This window comes from Microbacterium sp. B35-04 (assembly GCF_010634885.1).
GTDB lineage: Bacteria > Actinomycetota > Actinomycetes > Actinomycetales > Microbacteriaceae > Microbacterium.
In genome coordinates, this window is the sequence record NZ_MWLP01000047.1 from 15,769 (window position 1) to 39,962 (window position 24,194).

Below are 24,194 nucleotides of genomic sequence, written 5' to 3' on the forward strand. Positions count from 1 at the left end.
GATTCCCCCAGAGTTTTCAGGTGCGATGACCCTCCAGAGCACGCCGACGGCACGGTGATACATCCGCACCGCTGCGATAGCGTCGGAGCGCGCGGTGCTGCGCGCAGGAGGACGGTGCACATGGATCACTTCGACACGATCGTCGTCGGCGCCGGGGTGGCGGGGCTCACCGCGGCCAGGCTGCTCGTCGAGGCCGGGCGCGATGTGGTCGTGCTGGAGGCCCGCGACCGCGTCGGCGGGCGCGTGTCGACCGACCGGCGCTTCGGCCTCGTCACCGACATGGGTGCGTCCTGGATCCACGGTATCAACGACTCCCCCGTCGCCGCCGCGGCCGAGGCGTTCGGCATGCCCGCGGTCGAGTTCACCGTCGGCGGGTATCAGCCCGACAGCCGGCCGATCGCCTACTACGGGCCCGATGGGATGCGATTGACGGATGCCTCAGCCCAGGCGTTCATCGCCGACATCCACGCCGCCGATGCCGCGCTGCTCGAGGCGGTCGCCGCATCCGCTCCGGACGCCTCGTACCGCGACGTCACCGAGGTGGCGCTCGCCGCGCAGGGCTGGGACGCCGAACGGACGCAGCGGGTGCGGGAGTACTTCGAGCACCGGTCCGAGGAGCAGTACGGCGTGTGGATCGAAGACCTCGCCGCCCACGGCCTCGACGATGACGTCGTCGAGGGTGACGAGGTGGTGTTCCCCGACGGGTACGACCGCCTTCCCCGGCGGCTCGCCGAGGGGCTCGACATCCGCCTCATCCATGTCGTCTCCCGCGTGCAGTGGTCGGCCGAAGGCGTCGTCGTCACGACCGACCATGGCGCTTTCGCCGCCGACAGTGCGATCGTGACGGTGCCGGTCGGCGTGCTCCAGTCCGAGGACTTCGTCATCGAGCCGGCCCTGCCCGAGCCGGTCGCCGGAGCCCTGGCCCGGCTGAGCATGAACGCCTTCGAGAAGGTGTTCCTGCGGTTTCCCACGAAGTTCTGGGACGACGGTGTGTACGCGATCCGGCAGCAGGGCCCCGAGAGCCGCTGGTGGCACTCGTGGTACGACCTCTCGGCGCTGCACGATACGCCGACCCTGCTGACGTTCGCCGCGGGGCCGGCCGCCATCGACACCCGCGACTGGACCGAGGAGGAGATCGTCGACTCGGTGCTTGCGCAGCTGCGTCGCCTGTACGGCGATCGCGTGGAGCGGCCGACGCACGTGCATGTCACCGACTGGCAGGACGACCCGTGGTCGCACGGCTCATACGCCCATATGACCGTCGGATCGACGACCGCCGACCACGACGACCTCGCCACGCCGATCGGCGGTGTCCTGCATCTCGCGGGTGAGGCGACGTGGACCGACGACCCGGCAACCGTGACCGCCGCGATGTGCTCCGGCCACCGCGCGGCGTCGCGCGTGCTGGGGCACGACATCCCGATCGAGGCCGCCTGGACCTGAGCGTTCGCCCAAGCTTTCGCTTTCTCGCCGCGTACAGGGCAGGCTTGGGCAATGCAGCGCACGGTCAGCAGCACCATCGTCCTCGACATCACCGAACCCGCCGACCTGGTCTTCTCGATCGCGGCGGCAGGCGACTACGACTTCAGCGCAGAACACGTGACTGCGACCCTGGACGGCGCGCCCGTCTCGATAGCCGAGCTGACCGACGTCCACGCCACGCGACTGCATCGGGTGCAGAGCGGACTCGGCCAGCTGGTGATGAGCTATGACGCCACCATCGAGGGCGCGGCATCGCCGACGGCACGCGACGACGTCGAACTGCTGACGTACCTGCGTCCCAGCAGATACGCCGAGTCGGACGCGCTCGCCGAGACCTCCGCAGCCGAGTTCCGCGGCATCCGGGGTGCCGCCGAGCTGCTCACGGCCGTGTCGTCGTGGGTCGGCACGCGCCTGAGCTACATTCCGGGCTCCTCCCTCCCGACTGACGGCGCGGTGCGGACCCTGCTCGCCCGCCGCGGCGTGTGCCGCGACTACTCGCACCTCTGCGTGGCGCTGCTTCGCGCACAAGGTGTGCCGGCCAGGTCTGTGGCCGTGTACGCGCCCGGGCTGGACCCGATGGACTTCCACGCCGTCGCCGAGGCGTGGGTGGATGGTGCGTGGCGGGCTGTCGACGCCAGCGCTCTCGCTCCCCGCTCGACGCTCGTGCGGATCGCCACCGGCAGGGATGCCGCCGACACGGCGTTCCTCAACGTCCTCTCGGGCAGGGCCGAACTCGTGAACATCTCGGTCACCGCCGTCGCCGACGAACTGCCGAACGACGATCTCGACCAGCTGGTCAGCGTGCTCTGACCGCGCCGGACGGATGCCGGAAACGACGAAGCCCTGATGAGGACCGAATCCTCATCAGGGCTTTTCCGTCGGGATGACAGGATTTGAACCTGCGACCCCTTGACCCCCAGTCAAGTGCGCTACCAAGCTGCGCCACATCCCGTTGGCCCCGCTGACGCGTGGACAACTCCCCCATCCTACCCGCTCGGCGGTGGCGTCGCGAACCGGCGTGCGCCCGGGCGTGGCATCCGTCCTTTGCGGGTGTCTGCGGGGGCCAGTAGCGTCGCCGCATGGCGACCATCACCATCGAACCGGCCACCGCAGATCGCTTCGACGACGCGCAGCACGCGCTCAGCGGCGGCAGCGATGGGTACGGCTGCCAGTGCCAGTGGTGGATGATCCCGAACAGCGAGTGGCAGACGACGTCGAGAGAGCAGCGCGAGGGCATGCTCCGCGACGAGATGGACGCCGGCCTCTCGCCCGCACTCATCGCGTACGTCGACGGCGAGGCGGCGGGCTGGGTGAGGGTCGGGCCGCGCACCCGGCAGATTCGTCTCGCACGCACGCGCAATTACGCGGCGAACTCGGAAGAGCCGTGGGACGACGACTCGGTGTGGACCGTGAGCTGCTTCGTCGTCCGCAAGGACCACCGCAAGCAGGGCCTCAATGCGCGCCTGCTCGACGCCGCGATCGAGTACGCCCGAGCGAGCGGGGCGCGTGTGATCGAGGCCTACCCGCTCGACCCCGGCGCGGGCAGGAAGATCCCCACGAACGACCTCTACCACGGCGTGTTGTCGACCTTCCAAGAGGCCGGGTTCCGCGAGGTCGCACGACCCAAGCCCCACGTCGCGATCGTCTCGCTCGATCTCGCGGCCTGACCGACGCCGACCCCGGCGGGGCGTGCGGCGCCGTCGTGCGACGATGGTGTCTGCCTGCGTTTCGAGGAGGATCATGCATCGGCTGTGGATCGGCTTCGTGCCGTACATCGTGGTGTCGGTCGTCCACGTGTCGGCGCTCGCCGCCGACTCCCCAGCCATCGCCGCACCGACCAAGCTCGCGCTCATGCCTCTGCTGCTGGTCGCCGTCGCATGGGGCGCGCGAGGGACCCGATGGACGGCGCCGCACACGCTCCTCGTCGCTGCGATCGCGCTCTCCTGGCTCGGGGACGGCGCGGGCGCCTTCGTGCCGTGGCTGCCCACCGTGCCGATGATGCTGCTCTTCTTCGGACTCGCGCACCTCTGCTATATCTGGCTGTTCTGGCGGAAGCTCGCCGCACGCCGGGTACCCCGATGGGCGGCGATCTACGCCGTCTGGTGGATCGCGCTGCTCGTCGTCCTCTGGCCCTACCTCGGCGGGCTCGCCGTCGCCGTGGCCGCCTATGGGCTGGTGCTCGGCGGCACAGCGGTCGCGGCATCCCGGTGCCATCCGCTCGTCGTGTGGGGCAGCGTGTTCTTCCTGGCATCCGACTCCGTGCTCGCCTTCCGCCTCTTCATGCCGGAGGCCATGCCAGGCTGGACGAGCCCGCTCGTCATGTTCACGTACTGCCTCGGCCAGGGACTCATCGCCGCGGGCGTGCTGGTCAGCGTTCGCGCACGGCACGCGGCCGTGACGCCGGTGACGGCATGACAGATCCGGCGGCCGCCGGCAAGGCCGTGCGGGTGGATGCCTGGCTCTGGGCGGTGCGCATCTACAAGACCCGCTCGGCGGCCACGACCGCGTGCCGAGCCGGGCACGTGCGCGTCGGCGGCGAGCGCGCGAAGGCTGCGCAGGCCGTGCGGATCGGCGACGAGATCCGCGTGCGCATCGACGGCTTCGACCGGATGCTCGTCGTGAAGCAGCCGATCTCCAAGCGCGTCGGCGCCCCGCTGGTCGCGACCGCCATGGAGGACCGGACCCCGCCACGCGACCCGACGCCGATCATGGCGCAGCGCGACCGCGGCGCCGGCCGTCCCACGAAACGCGAGCGGCGGGAGATCGACCGGCTCCGCGGCCGCGAGTGACCGGCTCCAGACCCTCCGTGATGGAGATCACCGACACGCGGCGCGGCACCTCGCTCCTCCGCGCGGCACGGCTCTTCGCGAGGCACAGCACCAGCATGATGGCGCACGAGACGAGGTAGAACGTGTGCAGCGCCCAGATCGGGCCGAGCGGCAGGCTGAACACGTAGAGCGAGTAGACGACGTTCGCGACGTTGATCATCGCGATGCTCGCCAGGCTGTACGACGAGACGTCGCCCGTGCGCAGAGCCTTGCGGAGCATGGGCAGGTTGCTGACCGCGAACACGACGGTCGAGACCGTGCCTGCGATCAGCGGGATGTCCATATCGCCACGGTAAGTGCAGGGGTCCGCGCGCCGCGTCGGGCGAAGAGCCCATCCTCGCTGGGCGCCACGCATGGGTCATTGTGTGTAGACCGCGCTGCCGAGGCCCCACCGGTCAGACCAGCCCGTTCTCGTACGCGTAGGCGGTCGCCGCGGCGCGGGTGGAGATGCCGAGCTTGCCGAAGATGTTGGCGAGGTGCCGCGCGACCGTCTTCTCGCTCAGGGACAGCTTCGCGCCGATGCCCCGGTTCGTGAGGCCCGTGGACACGAGCCGCAGCACCTCGAGCTCACGCGGGGTGAGGGCGCCGGCGCGCCGATCGCCCATCAGCGCGGCGAGGTCGGCGAGCGCCGGTTCTGCACCGAGCTCGAAGAACACCGCGCGTGCGGCCTCGAACGTCTCTCTTGCGTCCCCGGCCTCGCCCAGCAAGCGAAGCGCACGCCCCGCCAGCATCCGGCTGCGGGCGGCCTCGTACGGCGCCCCGAGGGCGCCCCACCCGTGCGCGGCGGCTCGTGCCGCCTCGAGGGCGTCTGCTGCGCGGCCCTCCCCGAGCAGCACCCTCGCGTCCGCCGTGGCGACGGTGGCGTCGAGCATCGGGGTGGCCGTGTCAGCGCTCGCGTGACGCAGCTCCTCCAGCGCGCGACGCGCGGATGCGGGATCGCCCGCCGCGACCTCGATCTCGATGAGCGCGGGCAGGAGGGACCGCCGGGTGACCGGGTCGGCGCCGGCCGCGCTTCGGCGGATCTCCTCCTGCGCCCGCGCCGTGCGTCCGAGCGCAAGGTGGAGAAGCGAGAGGCCGGGCTGCGCTTCCCATCCGGAGTTCGCCGCGCGGCGGTACGACTCCTCGGCGGAGTGGAAGGCTCCGCGCAGCCGAGCGAGCTCCGCCGACTGGTAGGGCGCGCCCCAGATCGCCCGGTAGTCCCCCGCTCGGAAGCGCGCCAGGGCGAGATCGACGGCCGTCGACGCCTCGGCCCACGCGCCCCGCACGAGGAGGAGCGCCGCCTCGAGCGCGTGACACTGCCCGCTGAAGGCGACCAGCTGCGGCTGCTCGCCGCACCACCGATCCAGCACCGCGGTCCACGCGTCCGCGCGCTCCAGGTCGAAGGCCAGCAGCGCGTCCGGGATCGAGGCACAGGCGATCACGCCGCTCGGCAGCGGCGGGACATCGCCGGCTGCGACGGCGGCCATCGCCAGGTCCAGGCATGCGAAGCCCTCGGCCAGCGACCCCGCCTCGATCAGCGACTTGCCGAGGCCGAGTCTCGTGAAGGCCGCGAGCTCCCGATCACCCGCGCGCTCGGCGACATCGAGGATCTCCTCGAAGGAGTGGACCGCCTCGGCGGCGTTTCCGCTGCCGAGCTGCCCGACGGCCGGCGCCAGCCGGACGAAGCCCGCCAGCGCGCCGGGCTCGGCCATCGCCCCCACGATCCGCATCGCCCGCGCGGCCCACATCACGCTGTTGGTGAAGTCGCCCTGCTCGATGAGGTTCAGCGCCAGCCACCCCGCCGAGCGCGCAGCGCCCGCGGTGTCCTGCACGCCGAGGTGCGCCGAGTAGGCCCGCGAGAGCGCGTCGACGGATACGCGCGGCTCGCCGCGGAGCAGCGCCGCCGTCGCGAGCATCTCCAGGTCGGATGCCCCCAGCCCGACGCGCGCATCGACACGTGCGAGCAGCTCGAGCGCGTCCGCCCAGCGCCGGTCCGCCGCCGCCGTTCGGCCGGCGTCCAGGTCGCTGGAGATGATCATGTCGCTCCCCCGCCGGTCGGGTCCCGACCTTGGGCCGGCCCGCGGCCGATCCTGCGCGAAAACGTACCGCCACCGAGACGGCCCCGCAAGGCGCGAGCCGCGTCGCAGACCTTCCGCCCGGCGCGGGTGGGAAGCTCGACAGGCCAGTCAGGCGTCGAGCAGGTCGAGCAGCCAGCGCGCACCGCGGACGGCGGCTCCGGCATCCGTCGCCCTCCCGGCCAGGCCACGATCGCTCGTGACCACCGTCACGACACGTCCGCGCGCCATCGCCAGCTGTGCGGCGGCGACGATCGCGTCGTCACCGGATCCCTCTGCCCGCACCACCTCGACGCCGTCGGCGTCTGCCACGGACCGCGCCTGCCCCTCGACGACGGCGGTCCATTCGGGGTACCACGTGTGCTCGGGCAGGTCGAGAGCGGATGCCGGCACCCCACGCCCGGCGAGGCCCACGATCCGCGAGATCAGGCGGGCGGCGGCGCCCGCGCGGTCGTTCCACCAGCCGTCGGGCACCGAGCCCATGACGTTGGCGACGTCGACGATGACGGCCGGCCGCACATCGAGAAGACCGCGCAGCACCTCCCACGACGCGGCGAAGCCCGGATGCAGCGGATAGTCGGCGACCGCGCCGACGGGGACCCACGCCAACTCTCGACTCTCGGGATCGCTGATGACGGGCTCGAACGGGCGGATGACATCGCCGACGACGGTGGTGTAGGTCCAGTAACCGAGGTCGAGCACGCTCAGCACGCGCGCCTGCACCGCAGCCTCGGGAACACCAGCCTCTTCGGCGGCCTCACGCAGGGCGCCGTCTGACGCGGACTCCCCCTCGTGGCGCGCTCCTCCCGGCAGGGCCCACGTGTCGCCGAAATGACTCCACGAGACCCGGTGCTGCAGCAGCACTCCCCGCTCCGCGTCCACCGCGAGCAGCCCGGCGGCGCCGAAGCGACCCCAGTACCGCTCCCCCGTGGGTGCGACCACCCACGCGTCGCCCGGGTCGCGCGGCCCATCGGGGCGCCGGGGCTCACCAGGGGCGGGGGGCTCGATCGTCACTGTGCCGGCCTTTCGTTCACCGCCAGCCTGTCATACCACCGAGCCACCGGCCGAGGACCGGACCGCCGGGCGTCACGCGATGACTCGCCACAATAGAGCCCATGGACTACGACCTCGACGACGACCCATCCCGCATCCAGCACGATGTCGTGTGGACGTGGCTCTCGACCGAGGCCTATTGGGGACGCTGGCGCACGCGCGCCGACGTCGAGACGCAGATCGGGAACGCCTGGCGCGTCGTCGGCGCGTATCGCCGCGACACCGGCGCGCAGGTCGGGTTCGCCCGCGCGGTGTCGGACGGCGTCGCCTTCGCGTACCTCGCCGACGTCTTCGTGCTCGACGCCCACCGCGGCCACGGTCTCGGCAAGCGGCTGCTGCAGCTCATGATCGACGACGGTCCCGGCCCCGACCTGCGCTGGACGCTGTTCACCGGCGACGCGCACGGCCTCTACCGGCAGTTCGGCTTCGCCGAGCCCGACGCGACCGCGATGGTGCGGCCGGCGTTCGCCCACCGCACCGGCGGCTGACGGTGGTATCCCGCGATCAGCGCTGGCGGCGCTCGCGAACCCGCATGTTGATGACGATCGGCGTGCCCTCGAAGCCGTAGAGCTCGCGCAGGCGTCGCTGGATGAAGCGGCGGTAGCCCGGGTCGAGGAAGCCCGTCGTGAACAGCACGAAGGTCGGCGGGCGGGTCGAGGCCTGCGTGCCGAACAGGATGCGCGGCTGCTTTCCGCCCCGGAGCGGGTGCGGGTGCTCGGCGATGAGCTCGGACAGGAAGGCGTTGAACTTGCCCGTGGGGATGCGCTGATCCCACGACTCGAGCGCGGTCTCGAGCGCCGGCACCAGCTTGTCGAGGTGGCGACCGGTCCGCGCCGAGATGTTCACGCGGGGCGCCCAGGCCACGTGCGCGAGGTCCTGCTCGATCTCGCGCTCGAGGTAGCGACGGCGGTCCTGGCCGTCCATGTCGTCGTCGTTGAGGCGGTCCCACTTGTTGAACGCCAGCACGAGCGCGCGCCCCGACTCGAGCACGAGGTCGATGATGCGGACGTCCTGCTCGCTGAGCGGCTGCGTGACGTCGAGCACCACGACGGCGACCTCCGCCTTCTCGAGCGCAGCCGACGTGCGCAGCGAGGCGTAGAAGTCCGCGCCCTGCTGCAGGTGCACGCGGCGACGGATGCCGGCGGTGTCGACGAAGCGCCAGAGCTTGCCGCCGACCTCGACGATCTCGTCCACGGGGTCGCGGGTGGTGCCGGCGAGCTCGTTCACGACGACGCGCTCCTCGCCCGCGGCCTTGTTGAGCAGCGACGACTTGCCGACGTTGGGACGCCCGAGGATCGCCACGCGGCGGGGGCCGCCGATCTCGTGCTTGGCGACCGCCGACACGTCGGGCAGCACCTTGACGACCTCGTCCAGCAGGTCGGCGACACCGCGACCGTGGATCGCCGAGACCGGGTAGGGCTCACCCAGGCCGAGATTCCACAGTGCGGCTGCTTCGGGCTCCTGCCGAGCATCGTCGATCTTGTTGGCGACGAGGAAGACGGGCTTGCCGGCCTTGCGCAGCAGGCGCACGACGTGCTCGTCGGTCGAGGTGGCGCCCACCATCGCGTCGACGACGAACATCACGACATCGGACAGATCGATCGCGACCTCGGCCTGCAGGGCGACGGAGCGGTCGATGCCCTTGGCGTCGGGCTCCCAGCCGCCGGTGTCGACGATAGTGAAGCGGCGATCCATCCACTCAGCCTTGTAGGTGACGCGGTCGCGCGTCACACCGGGGGTGTCCTCGACGACGGCCTCGCGGCGGCCGAGGATGCGGTTCACCAGGGCGGACTTGCCGACGTTGGGCCGGCCGACGATCGCGACGACGGGAAGCGCCGGGAGGAACTCGATGCCGTCCTCGCCACGCACGAGGCCCGCGAGCAGCTCGGCGTCCTCCTCGTCGAGGTCGTAGTCCTCGAGGCCGGCGCGCAGAGCGGCGGCACGCTGGTCGGCGAGGTCGTCGTCGACGGCGGCGAGGTTCTCGGCGAGCTGGTCGTCGCCGGTGTCTTCGAACTCGTCGAAGTCTTCGGGGGTGCCGGTGGTGTTGTCAGCGGCCATCTCAGGCTCCTGTCTGCTGGTGGTCGACCGCGGGGGTGCTCCGGATCATCGGGACGGACTCTGCCGCCCGGATCACGCCGAGCACGGCGTCCACGGTCTGGTCGAAATCGAGGGAGGTCGAGTCGACGACCTCGACGCCCGGCGCGGCGGTGAGGAAGTCGACGACGGCCGAGTCGGAGGCGTCGCGCTGGTGGAGTGCCGCGGCGACGGCTGCGGCATCCTGCGTCGTCACTTCGGCGCTGCGACGCGCCGCCCGCACCTCCGGTGCCGCCGTGAGGAGGATCCGCACCGGGGCGTCGGGGGCGACCACTGTCGTGATGTCGCGGCCCTCGACGACGACGCCCGGACGCCCGGAGGCGTCCACCAGCGCACGGAACAGCCGGTTCACCGACTCGCGCACGGCGGGCACGCGGGCGACGCCGCTGACGGCATCCGAGACACGCGGCTCGCGGATGGCGTCCGTCACGTCGGCGGCGCCGACACGCACCCAGTACGCATCGGGATCGAGCGAGATCGCGTAGTCGAAAGCGCTCGTGACGTCGAGAACGGATGCCGCATCCGACGTGTCGATGCCGTGCTCGAGGGCGTGCCACGCCAGCGCCCGGTACGCGGCGCCGGTGTCGAGGTAGCCGTACCCCAGGTGCCGGGCGACCTGCTTGGAGACGCTGGACTTGCCGCTGCCGGCCGGCCCGTCGATCGCGACGACGATCGTCCGTGGCGCGTCAGCCGGCCCGCTGCCGGCGTCGTTCGCGGCCCCGCTCTCCGAGCGTGTCGAAGGGGTCGAAGGGTCAGTCATTGGTGGTGCTCGCAATCTTCCAGCCGCGCGATTCGAGCCCGTCGACGGCGCGGCGCACCGCGCTCGGCACGACGCTGATCTCGGCGAGGCCGAACTGGGCGCCCGGCGAGTGCTCGAGGCGCAGGTCCTCGACGTTGACGCCGAGCTCGCCGAGCTCGCCGAACAGCCGGCCCAGCTGGCCGGGGGTGTCGTCCACCATGACGACGACCTGCTCGAAGCGGCGGTTCTGTCCGTGCTTGCCGGGAAGGCGCTCGACGCCGTCGTTGCCGCGGCGGATCGTGTCGGCGACGGCGCGACGAGAGCCGGGGGCGTCGGGCGCGCGCAGCGCGTCGGCGACGGCCGTCAGGTCGGCGGCCAGCAGGTCGAGCACGTCCACGACGGGCGAAGCGTTGGCGCCGAGGATCTGCACCCACAGTTCGGGGGCGGATGCCGCGATGCGGGTCGTGTCGCGCACGCCCTGGCCCGCGAGCCGCAGCGAGCCGTCGGGCGCGTCTACGAAGCGCCCGGCGAGCAGGCTCGCCACGAGCTGCGGGACGTGCGAGACGAGCGCGACCGCGCGGTCGTGGTCTTCGGGAGTCATCTCGAGCGGCGTCGCGCCGAGATCCAGCGCGAGGCCCTCGACGAGGGCGAGATCGGCCGACGGGGTCTCCTCGTCGCGGCATACCACCCACGGCCGCCCGACGAAGATGTCGGCGCGCGCCGAGATCGCTCCCCCGCGCTCGCGCCCGGCAAGGGGATGCGAGCCGATGTAGTGCGTGAGGTCGACGCCGCGCTCGCGCAGCATGTGGAGAGGCTCGAGCTTCACGCTCGCGACATCCGTGACCACCGCGGCCGGGTAGCGGGCGAGCTCGCGCTCGATGACGTCCGCCGTGACGTCCGGAGGCACCGCGACGACGACCAGCGACGGATCGTCGGTGTCGGCGGCATGACGACCGGCCCCGTAGTCGACGGCCAGGCGCAGCTGCGACGGCGAGGTGTCGTCGAGTGCGACGTCGACGCCGCGAGCGGTCAGGGCATGACCGATGCTGGCCCCGAGGAGGCCTGCGCCGACGATCCGCACCGTGCCCTGCACGCGCGGAGCGAGCGCGGACTCTGCGGCGCGCTCGCGCGCCGAGGTCGGCCTCGTGTCGGTCACTTGCGTCTCCTGTTCGCCCCGCAGGGAGGGATCTTCACTCCGCGGACTGATCGCCATCGCGGGTATCGGGCGCGTCCTCCGCCGGCGTGGAAGATGTCGCACTGCGCGCGAGAGTCAGCAGAGCGCCCCGCTCCACTTTAGTCAACTCGCGCGCGCGCCCGGCTGGCAGGGTTCCCAGGTGGAGCGGCCCGAACTGCCGGCGGACGAGTTCGACGACGGGATGACCCACCGCGGCCATCATCCGGCGGACGATGCGGTTGCGCCCGGAGTGGAGGGTGAGCTCGACGAGCGACCCGCCGCCCTCGGCCGACGATGACAGCAGCCGGGCCTTGTCGGCCGCGATCGGGCCGTCCTCGAGGTCGACCCCGTGCACGAGCTTCTGAATGGTCTGTGGTGTGACGCGCCCCTCCACCTTGGCGATATACACCTTGGTGACGCCGAACGAGGGGTGAGCGAGCACATGCGCGAGCTCGCCGTCGTTCGTGAGCACGAGCAGGCCGCTGGTCTCGGCATCCAATCGCCCCACGTTGTAGAGCCGCTCGTCCCAGTCCTTCGTGAAGCGGCGCAGATCGGGCCGACCGCGGTCGTCCTTCATGGAGCTCACGACGCCGGTGGGCTTGTTGAGCATGACGTAGCGCTTCGACTGGTCGAGCTGGATGGCCGTGCCGTCGACGTCGACCAGGTCGTTCTCGGGATCGATGCGCGAGCCGAGCTCGGTCACGACCTCGCCGTTGACGCGCACCCGGCCCGCGACGATGAGATCTTCGGCGACGCGGCGGGACGCGACGCCAGCGTTCGCGAGGACCTTCTGCAGGCGCACGCCCTCGGCGTCACCGCCAGACCCGGTCCCGGTCTTCTCGTGCGAGGTCATCGTGTCCCACTTTCGTTCGCTCCCGCGGCCAGGAACGACCGGAATCGGGACATATGGGCAAAGGGTCGGGACATGGATGCCGGGGACCCGGCGTCCGTCGATCTCATCGCCGTATCCCTTCGTCCAGGCCGCCGCCGACCTCGTCCGCCCTCGACACCTCGTCGGCGCCATCCAGGAGCGGGGAGATGTGGGGCAGCTCATCCAGTGAGTTGATGCCCAGATGCACGAGCAGCGCATCGGTGGTGCCGTAGTTGATGGCGCCGGTCTCGGCATCCGCGAACAGCTCGGTGATGAGCCCGCGCGCGAGCAGCGTGCGCACGACCGAGTCGACGTTGACCGCGCGGATGGATGCGACCTGGCTGCGCGTGACCGGCTGCTTGTACGCGATCACGGCGAGCGTCTCGAGTGCCGCCTGCGACAGCCGCGACGGCGCCTGCCCGCCGACGAACTCGCTGACCAGGTCGTCGAGCTCCTCGCGGACGTACAGGCGCCAGCCACCGCCGACCTCGCGCAGTTCGAAGCCGCGCACCGGCCCACCCGACTTGCCGTCGTAGTCGTCGACGAGCGACTCGATCGCCTGGCGCACCGCGGGCACGGGTGCGCCGACGGCCGCCGCCAGGCTCACCAGGCTCTGCGGCTCCTCGACGATCAGCAGGATCGCCTCCAACCGCCGCGCGACGTCCGTGGTGTCCAGGCGATTCGTCGAAGCATCATCGGTCATAGTCGGCTCCCAAAGTGGCGAGGTTCTCGTCGCTCCAGCGCTGCGCGCTCCACCGGAGCGTCAGCTCGCCGAGCGGCTCGAGCTGTTCGAAGGACAGTGCGGCGTGACGGTAGAGCTCGAGCACCGAGAGGAACCGCGCGACGACCACACCGGACTGTGCGACACCCGCGATGAGCTCGCGGAACGTCAGGGACCCGGCATCCCTCAGCAGGGTCACCACGATCGCGGCCTGCTCGCGAATGCTGATGAGCGGGGCGTGCAGGTGGTCGAACCCGATGCGCGGAAGCTCCTTCGGCGTCATCGCCACGAGCGCCAGTGCGGCGAAGTCGTCGGGGCTGAGCGACCACACCAGCTCGGGGACGGCCTGACGGTACTTCTCGTCGAGCCGCACCGAGCGCGTGTGCCGCACGCTCTCGCGCCGGAGGCAGCGCTCGAACCACGTCGACACCTCTTTGAACGCGCGATACTGCAGCAGGCGCGCGAACAGCAGGTCGCGTGCCTCGAGGAGCGCGACCGACTCGGCGTCGACCAGCTCGCCCTGCGGAAGGAGCCCCGCGACCTTCATGTCGAGCAGGGTCGCGGCGACGACGAGGAACTCGGATGCCTCGTCCAGGTCCTCGTCGGGGCCCAGCTCGCGCAAGTACGCGATGAACTCGTTGGTCACCAGCGACAGCGACACTTCGGTGATGTCGAGCTCGTGCTTGGAGATCAGCGTCAACAGCAGGTCGAAGGGTCCGTCGAAGTTCGACAGCGCGACCCGGAACCCCGGCTCGGTCGCTGAGCCCTCATCGGCCACAGAGCCCTCATCGGCCACAGAGCCCTCATCGGTCCCTGAGCTTGTCGAAGGGTCAGGCGACAGCGCCACGGGCGACCAGCTCTCGCGCCAGCCGCAGGTAGGCCTGCGCGGCAGCGTGCTCGGGCGCGAACTCGGTGATCGGCATGCCTGAGACGGAGGCATCCGGGAACTTGACGGTACGGCCGATGACCGTCTCGAGGACGTCGTCGCCGAAGGCGTCGACCACACGCTCGAGCACCTCGCGCGAGTGCAGAGTGCGCGCGTCGTACATCGTCGCGAGCACGCCGTCGAGCGTGATCGTCGGGTTGAGGCGGTCGCGCACCTTGTCGATCGTCTCGATCAGCATCGCGACGCCGCGCAGGGCGAAGAACTCGCACTCGAGCGGGATGACGACGCCGTGGCTGGCGGTGAGCGCGTTGACGGTGAGCAGGCCCAGCGACGGCTGGCAGTCGATGAGCACCACGTCGTAATCGGGGCTGACCTTCCGCAGCGTGCGAGAGAGCGTCTGCTCGCGGGCGACCTCGTTGACGAGGTGCACCTCGGCGGCCGAGAGGTCGATGTTCGCCGGGATGACGTCGAGGTTCGGGACTCGCGAGTGGACGACGACCTCGTGCGGGTCGCGCTTGCCGTCGAGCAGCAGGTCGTAGATCGTGGGGATCTCGTGCGTCGGGATGCCGAGACCCGCCGACAGCGCGCCCTGCGGGTCGAAGTCGACCGCGAGCACTTTGCGTCCGTAGCTCGCGAGGGCTGCGGCCAGGTTGATGGTGGTCGTCGTCTTGCCGACGCCGCCCTTCTGGTTGCAGAGGGCGATGATGCGAGCCGGGCCGTGGCCGTCGAGCTTCGGCGGCGTGGGGAACCCCTGGTAGGGACGCCCGGTCGGCCCGATGGGAACCTCGTACTCCGAGGCCTTCCCCGATCTGGTCTTCGCCGTGCTGTCAGCCACCGTGCTCCCGCTTCCTCGTGCTCGCTCGATCCTAGTGGGCCGTAGGCGAAATCCTTCAGCAAAGCGCCGCGGCGGCAGGAGATGTCCGCCACGTCGACCCGCCGGAGACCCCTACCGCGCGCGCGGGTGCGACGTGGCGTACACGTCGCGCAGCGCGTCGACCGACACATACGTGTAGATCTGCGTGGTCGCCACCGAGGCGTGCCCGAGCAGCTCCTGCACGACGCGCACATCTGCGCCGCCCTGCAGCAGGTGTGTGGCGAACGAGTGCCGCAGGGTGTGGGGCGAGACGTGCGCGGTGAGGTGGGCACGATCGGCCGCCGACTGCATGATCAGCCAGGCGCTCTGCCGCGACAGCGGCGCTCCCCGCGCCCCGAGGAACAGCTTCGGCGTGGCGCGGCCGCGCAGCGAGAGCTCGGGTCGGGCGCGGATGAGGTAGGCGTCGACGGCGGCGCGGGCGTACGAGCCTACGGGGACGATGCGCTCCTTCGAGCCCTTTCCGCGCACCCGCAGCACGTCCCCGTGGGCGACGTCGTCGACGTCCAGCTGCACGATCTCCGACACACGCGCGCCGGTCGCGTACAGCAGCTCGAGGAGCGCCCGATCACGCGTGCCGACCACGTCGCCCGGCGCTCCGCCCCCGGTGCCCGAGACGTCGGCATCGGTCGACGGCGCCGGGCCGGAGGCATCCAGCAGCTTCTCCACCTGCTCGATGGTGAGAGCCTTCGGAAGCCGCCGCGCCTGCTTCGGCGGACGCAGATTCGACGACGGATCGGCCTGCTCGATGCCCTCGCGCGCGAGGAACCGGTGCAGTCCCCGCACCGACGACTGCAGACGGGCGAGCGACGACGCCGCGATCGGAGGGTCGCCGGCCGCGCGGTCGGCAATGAAGCTGGCGAGGGTCACCGATGTGACCGCGCTGGTCTCGCCGATGCCCTGCTCGCGCAGCCAGCCGGCATAACCGGCGAGATCGCGCCGGTACGCGGCGACCGTGTTCTCCGACAGGCCGCGCTCGATCGCGACGTGGCGCAGGTAGGCGTCCACCGCACGATCGATGTCCATGTCAGGCGATCTTCATGTCAGCCGACCGAGCTCTCCCCGGCGCCTCGAAGACGCTCCGCCGCCGCCAGAACGCCTACGGCGAGGATGCCGTTGCGCAGCCGCCCCGCGAAGATGCCCGCCACAGCTTCGGCGATGGGCACCCACTCGAGGCGGATGTCGGCCTCCTCGTCCTCCCGTGCGTGGACGTCGTCGGCCGGCGACAGGCCGCGCGCGAGGAAGAGGTGGACGATCTCGTCGTTTCCACCCGGCGTGGTGAAGATGCTCACCAGCGGCTCCCACGAGGAGGCGACCAGGTCGACCTCCTCGGCGAGCTCGCGGCGCGCCGTCTCGATCGGCGCCTCGCCGGCGATGTCGAGCAGCCCCGCCGGGATCTCCCAGTCGCGGAGGCGGATCGGATGCCGGTACTGCTGGATCAGCAGCACCCGGCCGTCGTCGTCCACCGCGACCACCGCAGCGGCCCCCGGGTGGTCGACGTACTGGCGCACGATCTGACCTTCGCCGTAGGCGACGGTGTCGCTGCGCACATCCCAGACGCGTCCCTCGTAGACCAGCTCGCTCTCGAGGATGGCGGCAGCGACGGGCTCGTCCGCGAGAAGCGCCGGCGCAGGGGTCGCGGCAGCGACAGGCTGTTGCGACCGCTCGTCCGTCACGTCAGCGGCCCGCGAGCTCGTCGAACGGCTCCACCTCGAACAGCTCGCTCGCGCTATGACGCTCGAGGGCCGCGCCGACCAGTCCGCGGAACAGCGGGTTGGCATCCGTGGGGCGCGAGCGCAGCTCGGGGTGCGCCTGGGTCGCGATGTAATACGGGTGAACGTCGCGGGGCAGCTCGACGTACTCGACGAGGTTGAGATCGGGGTTGATGCCCGAGAACACCAGGCCCGCCTCGGCGATCCGGTCGCGGTAGCGGTTGTTCACCTCGTAGCGGTGGCGGTGGCGCTCCGACGCGCGGCTCGAGCCGTAGACCTCGGCGGCGATCGAGCCCTCCGCCAGCTCGGCCGGGTAGAGCCCGAGGCGCATCGTGCCGCCCATGTCGCCGCGGTCGAGGATGTCGACCTGCTCCTCCATCGTCGCGATCACGGGGTGCTCGGTGTCGGGATCGAACTCGCTCGACGACGCGTCCTCGATGCCGGCGACGTGGCGCGCGTACTCGATGACGATGCACTGCAGGCCGAGGCAGATGCCGAGCGTCGGGATGCCCTGCTCGCGTGCGAATTTCAGCGCGCCGATCTTGCCCTCGATCCCGCGGATGCCGAACCCGCCCGGGATGATGATGCCGTCCAGCGGCGCGAGCGCCTTGGCGGCGCCCTCCGGCGTCTGGCACTCGTCCGACGGGATCCACCGGATGTTGACGTGCGTCTCCTGCGCGAACCCGCCGGCCTTGAGCGCCTCGGTGACCGAGAGGTAGGCATCCGGAAGGTCGATGTACTTGCCCACGAGGCCGATCGTGACCTCATGCTTGGGGTTGTGCACCGCGTTCAGCACGCGCTGCCAGCGGGACCAGTCCACGCCGTCGGCCTTCGACAGGCCGAGGGTGCGCACGATGTACTCGTCGAGCCCCTGCTCGTTGAGCATCGACGGGATGTCGTAGATGCTCGGCACGTCGACGGCATTCACCACGGCGCCTTCGTCGACGTCGCACATCAGCGCGATCTTCCGCTTGTTCGCCTCGGTGACCGGGCGATCGCTGCGCAGCACGAGCGCGTCGGGCTGGATGCCGATGGAGCGCAGCGTCGCCACGGAGTGCTGCGTGGGCTTGGTCTTCTGCTCCCCCGAGGCACCCATGAACGGGACGAGCGACACGTGCACGAAGAAGACGTTGTTGCGGCCGAGCTCGTGACGGATCTGGCGGGCCGACTCGATGAACGGCTGCGACTCGATGTCGCCGACCGTCCCGCCGATCTCGGTGATGATGACGTCGGGCTTGGGCGACTCGTCGGCCTGCAGGCGCATGCGGCGCTTGATCTCGTCGGTGATGTGCGGGATCACCTGGACGGTGTCGCCGAGGTACTCGCCGCGACGCTCCTTGGCGATCACCTGCGAATAGATCTGGCCGGTCGTGACGTTGGCCGCCTGGCTCAGTTCGATGTCGAGGAAGCGCTCGTAGTGGCCGATGTCGAGATCCGTCTCGGCGCCGTCGTCGGTCACGAAGACCTCGCCGTGCTGGAACGGGTTCATCGTTCCCGGATCCACGTTCAGATACGGGTCGAGCTTCTGCATCACGACGTGAAGACCCCGCGCCGTCAGAAGGTTTCCGAGGCTCGCAGCGGTGAGGCCCTTGCCCAAAGAGGAAACGACACCACCCGTCACGAAGATGTGCTTGGTGGTGTCGTTCGAATTGTCGCCGCGGGAAGAACCAGAAGTCTGCATCACGGGCTTTTATCCTATCAGGCTGTATTTCGATGAGCTTCGCAGAAGCTGGCGACACGCGGAGCAGGCGCCGAATCTCAGTCGACTTCGGTGCGAAGGCCCAGCAACTCGCGGGCGTGTGTCAGAGCGGCGTCCGAATCGGGCATGCCCGACAGCAGGCGTGCCATCTCGGCCTCGCGGTCCGCGCCCTCCAGGCGGCGGACATCGGATGCCGTGACCGAGCCGTCGTTCGCCTTCACGACAGTCAGGTGGTTGGCGGCGAACGCCGCGACCTGCGCGAGGTGGGTCACCGCGATCACCTGCGACGACTCGGACAGACGGGCGAGGCGCCGTCCTACCTCGATCGCCGCGGCGCCGCCGATGCCGGCATCCACCTCGTCGAACACGAACGTCGGCACCGGGTCGACGGCCGCGATCACGACCTCGATGGCGAGCATGACGCGGCTGAGCTCTCCCCCGCTCGCGCCGCGCGAGACCGCGCGCGGCTCGGCACCGGGGTGCGGGGCGAGGAGGATCGCGACGTCATCGCGCCCTGACGCCGTCTCGGCTCCTGCGGTGACCGCCACCTCGAGCCGGGCATCCGGCATCGCGAGGGCGCGCAGCTCGGCCGTCACCGCCGCGCCCAGGCGCGCGGCCGCCTCGGTCCGCGCGGCGGTCAGCACGGCTGCGGTCTGGTCGAGGGCAGCGGCCGCGGCATCCCGCTCCTCGGTCAGCCGTTCGATGCGACCGGAGTCGTCGTCGAGCTCGGCGAGTCGGGCAGAGCCCGTGTCGAGCAGCTCGATCGCGGCGTCGAGCGTGCCGTGCGCGCGCACGAGTCCCGCGAGCACCGCGCGCCGCTCCTCGACGGCGGCCAGCTCGTGCGGTCCCGACTCGTCAAGATCGGCGAGATAGCCGGCGAGGGCTGCCGCGATATCGGCGACACGATAGCCGAGGTCGGCCAGCTGGCCCGCGAGCTCTTCGAGCACGGGGTCGTGCACGCGCTCGAGGACGCGTCGCGACTCGGCGAGCAGTGTGGCGGCATCGGGCTCGTCGCCTTCACCCGAGAGGCCGTCGTGGGCGGTCGCGGCGGCAACCCGCAGCTCCTCGGCATTCGCCAGCCGCTCAGCGCGGGCGGCGAGGTCGGCGTCCTCTCCGGGCTGCGGAGCGGCCTGCTCGATGTCGGCGAGCTGCGACCGCAGTTCGTCGGCCTCACGAGCACGCGCGTCGCGATCGTCCGTGAGCTGCGAGAGCTCGCGGTCGATCGCTCGCCAGTGCTCGAACGATCGCCGGTAGGCGTCTCGCGCGGTCTGGACGGTCTCGCCGCCGAAGCGGTCCAGCGCGTCGCGCTGCGCCGCGGCGGAGCGCAGTCGCAGCTGATCGGACTGCCCGTGCACCACCACGAGCTCGTCGGCGAGGTCGGCGAGCACCCCTGCCGGCGCGGCACGCCCGCCGACGGAGGCGCGGCCGCGTCCTTCGCTCGAGATCGAGCGCCCGATGTACAGCTCGGCTCGGCCACCGCCGATGGGCTCGACGTCGCCGCCCGCCTCGCGTACGCGCGCGGCGACGGGCCCGTCCTCGGGCACGATCCAGACGCCGTCCACCGTGGCCTGCGAGGCGCCGGCGCGCACGGCACCCGAGTCGGCCCGCTGGCCGAGCAGCAGGCCGAGACCGGTGACCACCATCGTCTTGCCGGCGCCGGTCTCCCCCGTGATCGCCGTGAACCCCGCGCCGATCGGCAGTGTCGCCTCGGCGATCACGCCGAGGTCGCGCAGGCGCATCTCCTCGATCACGGCGCCACCTCGGAGGTGACCGGCAGGAGGCCGGTGATCGCAGCGGGGCCCCGCCAGCCTTCGACGGGAAGACGGAACTTGCGCACGAGGCGATCGGTGAACTGCGCGGGGTGCAGACGCGCGAGGCGCACGGGGCGATCGGAGCGCCGCACCACCACGCGGGCGCCGGGAGGCAGGTCGTGCGAGCGACGACCGTCGCACCACAGGATGCCGGTGCCGTTCGTGCGCTCGAGCACCTCGATCGCGACCGAGTGCTCCGGGCCGACGACGAGGGGCTTGGCGAAGAGCGCGTGCGCCGACAGCGGCACCACGGCGATCGCCTCGACCGTCGGCCAGATGACCGGACCACCCGCGGAGAAGTTGTAGGCGGTCGAGCCGGTCGGCGTCGACACGACCATGCCGTCGCACCCGAACGTCGACAGCGGTCGCCCGTCGATCTCGACGACGACCTCCAGCATGCGCTCGCGGCTGGCCTTCTCCACCGTCGCCTCGTTGAGGGCCCACGTCTCGTAGATGACGGAGTCCGCGGTGTCCTTCACCCTCACCTGGAGCGCCATGCGCTCCTCGACCTCGTATTCGCGGGCGATGACGCGGCGAACGGCCTCGTCCATGTCATCCCGCTCGGTCTCGGCGAGGAAGCCGACGTGGCCCATGTTGATCCCGAGCACCGGGGCGCGACCGTCCCTGACGAGCTCCGCGGCACGCAGGATGGTGCCGTCCCCGCCGAGCACGATCGCCAGCTCGATCTCACCGACCGACGCACCCACGCCCAGCAGCGCGACGTCACCGATCGCCGCACCCGCGGCGAGCAGCTCCTCCGCATCGTCCGCCGCGAACACCGGCTGCGCACCCGCGGCGCGAAGGGCGTCGACGACGCGCTCGGCGGCGGTGACGGTCTCGGCGCGATGCGCGTGCGCCACGACGAGGATGCTGCGCCCGGCCTGCGCCTGAACCTGCAGGTCGTGCGGTGCGTCGGCGTTGTTCATCGGCTCCCCGCCAGTCGGTTCACAGTGCCTGACCATTCTGTCGGATTGCTCCCCCGGCCCGGCGCGAGGTGCGCGATGAACTCCGAATTGCCGTGCGTGCCCGCGATCGGGGAGGAAACGAGGCCGCACGTGCCGAGCCCTACGTCCCACGCCGCCCACAGCACGCGTGCGACGGCATCCGCTCGCAGCACCGGGTTGGTCACCAGGCCGCCCTTCACCGCGGTGCGACCGACTTCGAACTGCGGCTTGACGAGCAGCACGAGATCCGCATCGGATGCCGCCACCGCCCGGGCCGCCGGCAGCACGTGCGACAGCGAGATGAACGACAGATCGCCCGTCACGATCGACGGCGGCTCCGCGACGCCGCTCGCCTCGGCAAGCGAGTCGGGAGTCATGTAGCGGACGTTGAACCCCTCGATCGATATGACGCCGGGGTCGTCGGCGACGGATGCCGCGAGCTGGCCGTGTCCGACATCCACCGCGATCACCGGCTCGGCGCCGCGCTCGCGGAGCACCTGCGTGAACCCGCCGGTGGAAGCCCCCATGTCGAGCGCCACGCGGCCCCGCACGTCGAGGTCGAAGGCGTCCAGGCCGGCGATCAGCTTGTGCGCCGCGCGGCTGACGTAGTGATCGGCACCGGCGACCTCGATGAGAGTCTCGTCGCCCACTGGGGTCGAGGCCTTCACCACCGGGCGACCGTCGACGCTCACGAATCCTTCGGCGATGAGTGTCGCGGCGTGAGTGCGGGAGCGCGCGAGACCGCGGGCGGCGAGAGCGGCGTCGAGCCGGCTCGTCATGACGGGGAGCCCGGGGTCGCCTCGAGGCGACGGGCGAGCGTGTCGTGCAGCGAGTCGTAGGCGTCGGCGCGAGTGGCCAGCGGCTGCGCCTCGATCACTTCGAGCGTGGAGAGGAGGTCGCCTGTCTCGTCGTCACGCGGGCTGGCCTGGTCCATTCATCCAGACTACGGGGGCAGCACGACAGTCGTCCGGATTCGAGGCGGCGTGACGGGTCAGGGGCGGTGGAACGGGTCGGCGTACAGCCGCTCCGGCACGCGGAAGCCGAAGATCGCCCGACCGCTCGCCCAGATCGCTGCGGCACCCGCGCGCACCAGATCGATCGCGCGATCGCCCTCGCTGAGGATGCGGACGTCGGCGCCGTCGATCGCCACACGCGCCTCGCGCACGGTGGCGACGCCGTCCTTCACCTGCACCTCGGGATATGGCTCGTGCAGTTCACGAAGGTCGCCCAGGATGTACGTCGGCCGCGAATTCTCCGGAGCGGCAAGCACGTGCTTGGGCCGGTCGACCCCCGTCAGCACGAGCGCAGAAGCAATGCCGGCGCGGTTCGCCCCGAGGATGTCGGTGTCGAGCCGGTCACCCAGGAAGAGCGGATGCTGCGCACCGAACCGCGCGACGGCCTCCTGGAAGATCGGCGTCTCGGGCTTACCTGCCACGGTGGCGAGCCGGCCCACCGCCGTATGCACGGCGGATACGAGCGTGCCGTTGCCAGGAGCGATGCCGCGCGACTGCGGGATCGTCCAGTCCGTGTTCGTGGCGACCCACGGGATGCCGCCTTCCTCCTCGGGCGTCTTGAGGGCGAACGCGGCCTCGGCGAGCTGCGTCCAACCGACCTCGGGCGCGAATCCCTGCACGACGGCCGCCGGCGCGTCGTCCGCGCTGCGCGTGACGACGAACCCGGCCTTCTCGACCTCGACCACGAGTCCGTCGCCGCCGACCACGAGGATCGTCGAACCCGGGGCGATCTTCTCCGCGAGCAGCCGCATCGCCGCCTGAGGGCTGGTCACGACATCGCTCGGATCCGTCGCCAGGCCGAGCTCGCTCAGGTGCGCCGCCACCGAGGCATCCGTGCGTGCCGCGTTGTTGGTGATGTAGGCGATGGCAGCACGGCCGTCCCTCGCACGATTCAGGCTCTCCACCGCGTGCGGCAGCGCCCCTGCGCCGGCGTAGACGACGCCGTCGAGGTCGGCCAGTACGACGTCCACACCGTCGAGCGGGGCGGGCGTCACAGCCCGCCGCCCGAAGAGTGCCATCAGCGCTGGGCCTCGTCGGTGTCGGCGTCCGCCTCCGCTTCCGCGGCTGCGTCGGCTCCGGCTCCGGCTCCGGGCTCCGGCGTGTCGACGCCGGCCTCGACGAGGATCTCAGCGACCTCAGCGGCGACCGAGAGCTCCTCCTGCGGGCTCAGCTCCAGCTCGGCCTCGGCCACGTCGCCGTCCTCGTCGGACGTCTCGACCTGGTGATCTTCGCCGTTCTGGACTTCCTCGTCGGACGCCTCGACCCGGCCTTCCGGGTCGATCTCGTCGTCCTGGTCGTCGTCGTCCTGGTCGGCCTCGTCGTCCTCGAACGACTCCTCGTCGTCGACCTCGTCGTAGGACTGGTCATCGTCGAACGCCTCGTCCTCGTCGTCTTCGTCGATGACTTCCTCGATGACCTCCTCGACGAGCATCGTCTCGAGGTCGTCAAGACCAGCCGCCGCGTCGATCGCCTGTCCGGCGACGACGGCGCGATGCTGCCACTGCGCCGCCTCGTCGGTGCGGCCCAGCTCCTCGAGCACGGCGGCTCGCGCGGCGAACAGTCCCGGGCTCCATTCGAAGGCGCGATCGGGGTCGAACTCAGGGATGTCGAGCTCCTGCAGCGCGCGCTCGGGTTCGCCGAGATCGAGACGTGCCCCCGACATGGCGATCGCCAGCTCCACGCGGACCGAAGTGTCCAGCGTTGCGCGGTCCACCGAACGTCCCACCTCGAGGGCGCGGTCGGCGCGGCCGACGCCACGTTCGCTGTCGACCATGAGCGCGATCTGGTCGTCGCGTCCGGAGATGCGCCGGTAGGTGCGCAGCTCACGCAGCGCGAGAGCGAAATCGCCCGTCGCATAGGCGGTGATCGCGAGCGTCTCCCGGACGATCGCGATGCGCCCGGCACGTCGGGACGCCGACAGCGCATGCTGGTGCGCCAGCGCGGGGTCCTCGTCGATGAGCTCCGATGCCATCGCCAGGTGGCGCGCCACCTCGTCGGCGTTCTCCTTGCTCAGCGTCTTCAGCTCGTTGCGTGCGGCCGTCGGCAGGTCTTGCGGGGTGACGTCGTCCGGGATGAACGGGTCGTCGTGCCGAGCGCGGACCGGACGGATCTCTCCCTCGCGGACCTCACGATCGGGACGATTCGCGCCACCGCGCGTCGGACGCGCGCTGCGCTCGTACGGCTTGCGGTCTCCGTCGCGAGGTGCGTAGGGACGGTCGCCGTCACGCTTCTGGTACGGCTT

The 24,194-nt window shown here is 71.0% G+C and carries 25 protein-coding genes and 1 tRNA gene; 6 read left to right on the forward strand and 20 right to left on the reverse strand.

Annotated features, from left to right (window positions below):
• The first annotated feature begins 120 nt into the window (after window positions 1-120).
• Together B1729_RS12350 and B1729_RS12355 are read left to right on the forward strand one after the other, a co-directional pair.
• Window positions 121-1,443 (forward strand): NAD(P)/FAD-dependent oxidoreductase, encoded by a 1,323-nt coding sequence (locus B1729_RS12350; protein ID WP_163632982.1) that lies wholly within the window; start codon window positions 121-123, stop codon window positions 1,441-1,443.
• 51 nt (window positions 1,444-1,494) lie between these two features.
• On the forward strand, window positions 1,495-2,292 hold the full coding sequence (locus tag B1729_RS12355; RefSeq protein ID WP_163632984.1) for a transglutaminase family protein: 798 nt from the start codon (window positions 1,495-1,497) through the stop codon (window positions 2,290-2,292).
• 68 nt (window positions 2,293-2,360) lie between these two features.
• Here B1729_RS12355 and B1729_RS12360 read toward each other — a convergent pair.
• Window positions 2,361-2,434, reverse strand: a tRNA-Pro gene (locus B1729_RS12360).
• 127 nt (window positions 2,435-2,561) lie between these two features.
• On the opposite strand from B1729_RS12360, the gene B1729_RS12365 reads away from it, so the two are divergent.
• From B1729_RS12365 to B1729_RS12375, 3 genes are all read left to right on the forward strand, one after another.
• Window positions 2,562-3,149 (forward strand): GNAT family N-acetyltransferase, encoded by a 588-nt coding sequence (locus tag B1729_RS12365; protein ID WP_163632986.1) that lies wholly within the window; start codon window positions 2,562-2,564, stop codon window positions 3,147-3,149.
• A gap of 73 nt (window positions 3,150-3,222) precedes the next feature.
• Window positions 3,223-3,897: a lysoplasmalogenase gene (locus B1729_RS12370; RefSeq protein ID WP_163632988.1), complete on the forward strand. Its 675-nt coding sequence runs from the start codon at window positions 3,223-3,225 to the stop codon at window positions 3,895-3,897.
• The gene (locus tag B1729_RS12375; protein WP_163619727.1) at window positions 3,894-4,271 is read left to right on the forward strand and encodes a S4 domain-containing protein; all 378 of its coding nucleotides are present in this window, start codon (window positions 3,894-3,896) and stop codon (window positions 4,269-4,271) included. Before B1729_RS12370 ends, B1729_RS12375 begins: the two co-directional genes overlap by 4 nt.
• On the opposite strand, the gene B1729_RS20950 is transcribed toward B1729_RS12375, so the two are convergent.
• The 3 genes from B1729_RS20950 to B1729_RS12390 form a co-directional block, all read right to left on the reverse strand.
• Window positions 4,189-4,593, reverse strand: a complete 405-nt coding sequence (locus B1729_RS20950) for a hypothetical protein (RefSeq protein ID WP_345770812.1) — start codon at window positions 4,591-4,593, stop codon at window positions 4,189-4,191. The genes B1729_RS12375 and B1729_RS20950 overlap by 83 nt on opposite strands.
• A 112-nt stretch (window positions 4,594-4,705) precedes the next feature.
• Window positions 4,706-6,328 carry a LuxR family transcriptional regulator gene (locus B1729_RS12385; RefSeq protein ID WP_163632991.1) on the reverse strand — a complete coding sequence of 541 codons (1,623 nt, stop codon included), beginning with the start codon at window positions 6,326-6,328 and terminating at the stop codon, window positions 4,706-4,708.
• Window positions 6,329-6,475: 147 nt separating this feature from the next.
• A complete protein-coding gene (locus B1729_RS12390; protein ID WP_163632993.1) occupies window positions 6,476-7,378 on the reverse strand; it encodes an NUDIX domain-containing protein in 903 nt (300 codons plus the stop codon).
• A gap of 101 nt (window positions 7,379-7,479) precedes the next feature.
• Between B1729_RS12390 and B1729_RS12395 the strand changes: the two genes are divergently transcribed.
• Window positions 7,480-7,905, forward strand: a complete 426-nt coding sequence (locus B1729_RS12395) for a GNAT family N-acetyltransferase (protein WP_163632995.1) — start codon at window positions 7,480-7,482, stop codon at window positions 7,903-7,905.
• A 16-nt stretch (window positions 7,906-7,921) separates the two neighbouring features.
• Here B1729_RS12395 and der read toward each other — a convergent pair whose 3' ends face one another.
• From der to B1729_RS12470, 16 genes are all read right to left on the reverse strand, one after another.
• Complete coding sequence (gene der, locus B1729_RS12400) at window positions 7,922-9,475, reverse strand: ribosome biogenesis GTPase Der (RefSeq protein WP_163632997.1); 1,554 nt, start codon at window positions 9,473-9,475, stop codon at window positions 7,922-7,924.
• 1 nt (window position 9,476) lies between these two features.
• The gene (gene cmk / locus B1729_RS12405; RefSeq protein ID WP_239526148.1) at window positions 9,477-10,271 is read right to left on the reverse strand and encodes a (d)CMP kinase; all 795 of its coding nucleotides are present in this window, start codon (window positions 10,269-10,271) and stop codon (window positions 9,477-9,479) included.
• Window positions 10,264-11,406 (reverse strand): prephenate dehydrogenase, encoded by a 1,143-nt coding sequence (locus B1729_RS12410; protein ID WP_163619718.1) that lies wholly within the window; start codon window positions 11,404-11,406, stop codon window positions 10,264-10,266. Before B1729_RS12410 ends, cmk begins: the two co-directional genes overlap by 8 nt.
• Before the next feature lie 34 nt (window positions 11,407-11,440).
• On the reverse strand, window positions 11,441-12,277 hold the full coding sequence (locus B1729_RS12415) for a pseudouridine synthase (protein WP_239526147.1): 837 nt from the start codon (window positions 12,275-12,277) through the stop codon (window positions 11,441-11,443).
• 103 nt (window positions 12,278-12,380) lie between these two features.
• Window positions 12,381-12,998, reverse strand: a complete 618-nt coding sequence (scpB, locus tag B1729_RS12420; protein ID WP_163619716.1) for an SMC-Scp complex subunit ScpB — start codon at window positions 12,996-12,998, stop codon at window positions 12,381-12,383.
• Window positions 12,988-13,812, reverse strand: a complete 825-nt coding sequence (locus tag B1729_RS12425) for a ScpA family protein (RefSeq protein ID WP_239539622.1) — start codon at window positions 13,810-13,812, stop codon at window positions 12,988-12,990. Before B1729_RS12425 ends, scpB begins: the two co-directional genes overlap by 11 nt.
• A gap of 34 nt (window positions 13,813-13,846) precedes the next feature.
• Window positions 13,847-14,737: a ParA family protein gene (locus B1729_RS12430; protein ID WP_163632999.1), complete on the reverse strand. Its 891-nt coding sequence runs from the start codon at window positions 14,735-14,737 to the stop codon at window positions 13,847-13,849.
• 111 nt (window positions 14,738-14,848) lie between these two features.
• Window positions 14,849-15,799 (reverse strand): site-specific tyrosine recombinase XerD, encoded by a 951-nt coding sequence (gene xerD / locus B1729_RS12435; protein ID WP_163619712.1) that lies wholly within the window; start codon window positions 15,797-15,799, stop codon window positions 14,849-14,851.
• A 17-nt stretch (window positions 15,800-15,816) separates the two neighbouring features.
• Entirely contained in the window at window positions 15,817-16,449 is a 633-nt protein-coding gene (locus B1729_RS12440; protein WP_239539623.1) for an NUDIX hydrolase, read from the reverse strand.
• Window position 16,450: 1 nt separating this feature from the next.
• Window positions 16,451-18,166: a CTP synthase gene (locus B1729_RS12445; RefSeq protein WP_163633015.1), complete on the reverse strand. Its 1,716-nt coding sequence runs from the start codon at window positions 18,164-18,166 to the stop codon at window positions 16,451-16,453.
• 77 nt (window positions 18,167-18,243) lie between these two features.
• On the reverse strand, window positions 18,244-19,935 hold the full coding sequence (gene recN, locus B1729_RS12450) for a DNA repair protein RecN (protein WP_163619708.1): 1,692 nt from the start codon (window positions 19,933-19,935) through the stop codon (window positions 18,244-18,246).
• Entirely contained in the window at window positions 19,932-20,921 is a 990-nt protein-coding gene (locus B1729_RS12455) for an NAD kinase (protein WP_163633003.1), read from the reverse strand. Before B1729_RS12455 ends, recN begins: the two co-directional genes overlap by 4 nt.
• Window positions 20,918-21,718 (reverse strand): TlyA family RNA methyltransferase, encoded by an 801-nt coding sequence (locus B1729_RS12460; protein ID WP_163619705.1) that lies wholly within the window; start codon window positions 21,716-21,718, stop codon window positions 20,918-20,920. Before B1729_RS12460 ends, B1729_RS12455 begins: the two co-directional genes overlap by 4 nt.
• Window positions 21,715-21,873: a hypothetical protein gene (locus B1729_RS20610; protein ID WP_204260159.1), complete on the reverse strand. Its 159-nt coding sequence runs from the start codon at window positions 21,871-21,873 to the stop codon at window positions 21,715-21,717. Before B1729_RS20610 ends, B1729_RS12460 begins: the two co-directional genes overlap by 4 nt.
• Before the next feature lie 57 nt (window positions 21,874-21,930).
• Window positions 21,931-22,971 (reverse strand): HAD-IIA family hydrolase, encoded by a 1,041-nt coding sequence (locus B1729_RS12465; RefSeq protein WP_163619703.1) that lies wholly within the window; start codon window positions 22,969-22,971, stop codon window positions 21,931-21,933.
• The coding region (locus tag B1729_RS12470) for a hypothetical protein (RefSeq protein ID WP_239539624.1) at window positions 22,971-24,194 on the reverse strand (1,224 nt) is incomplete at its 5' end. The genes B1729_RS12465 and B1729_RS12470, both read right to left, overlap by 1 nt.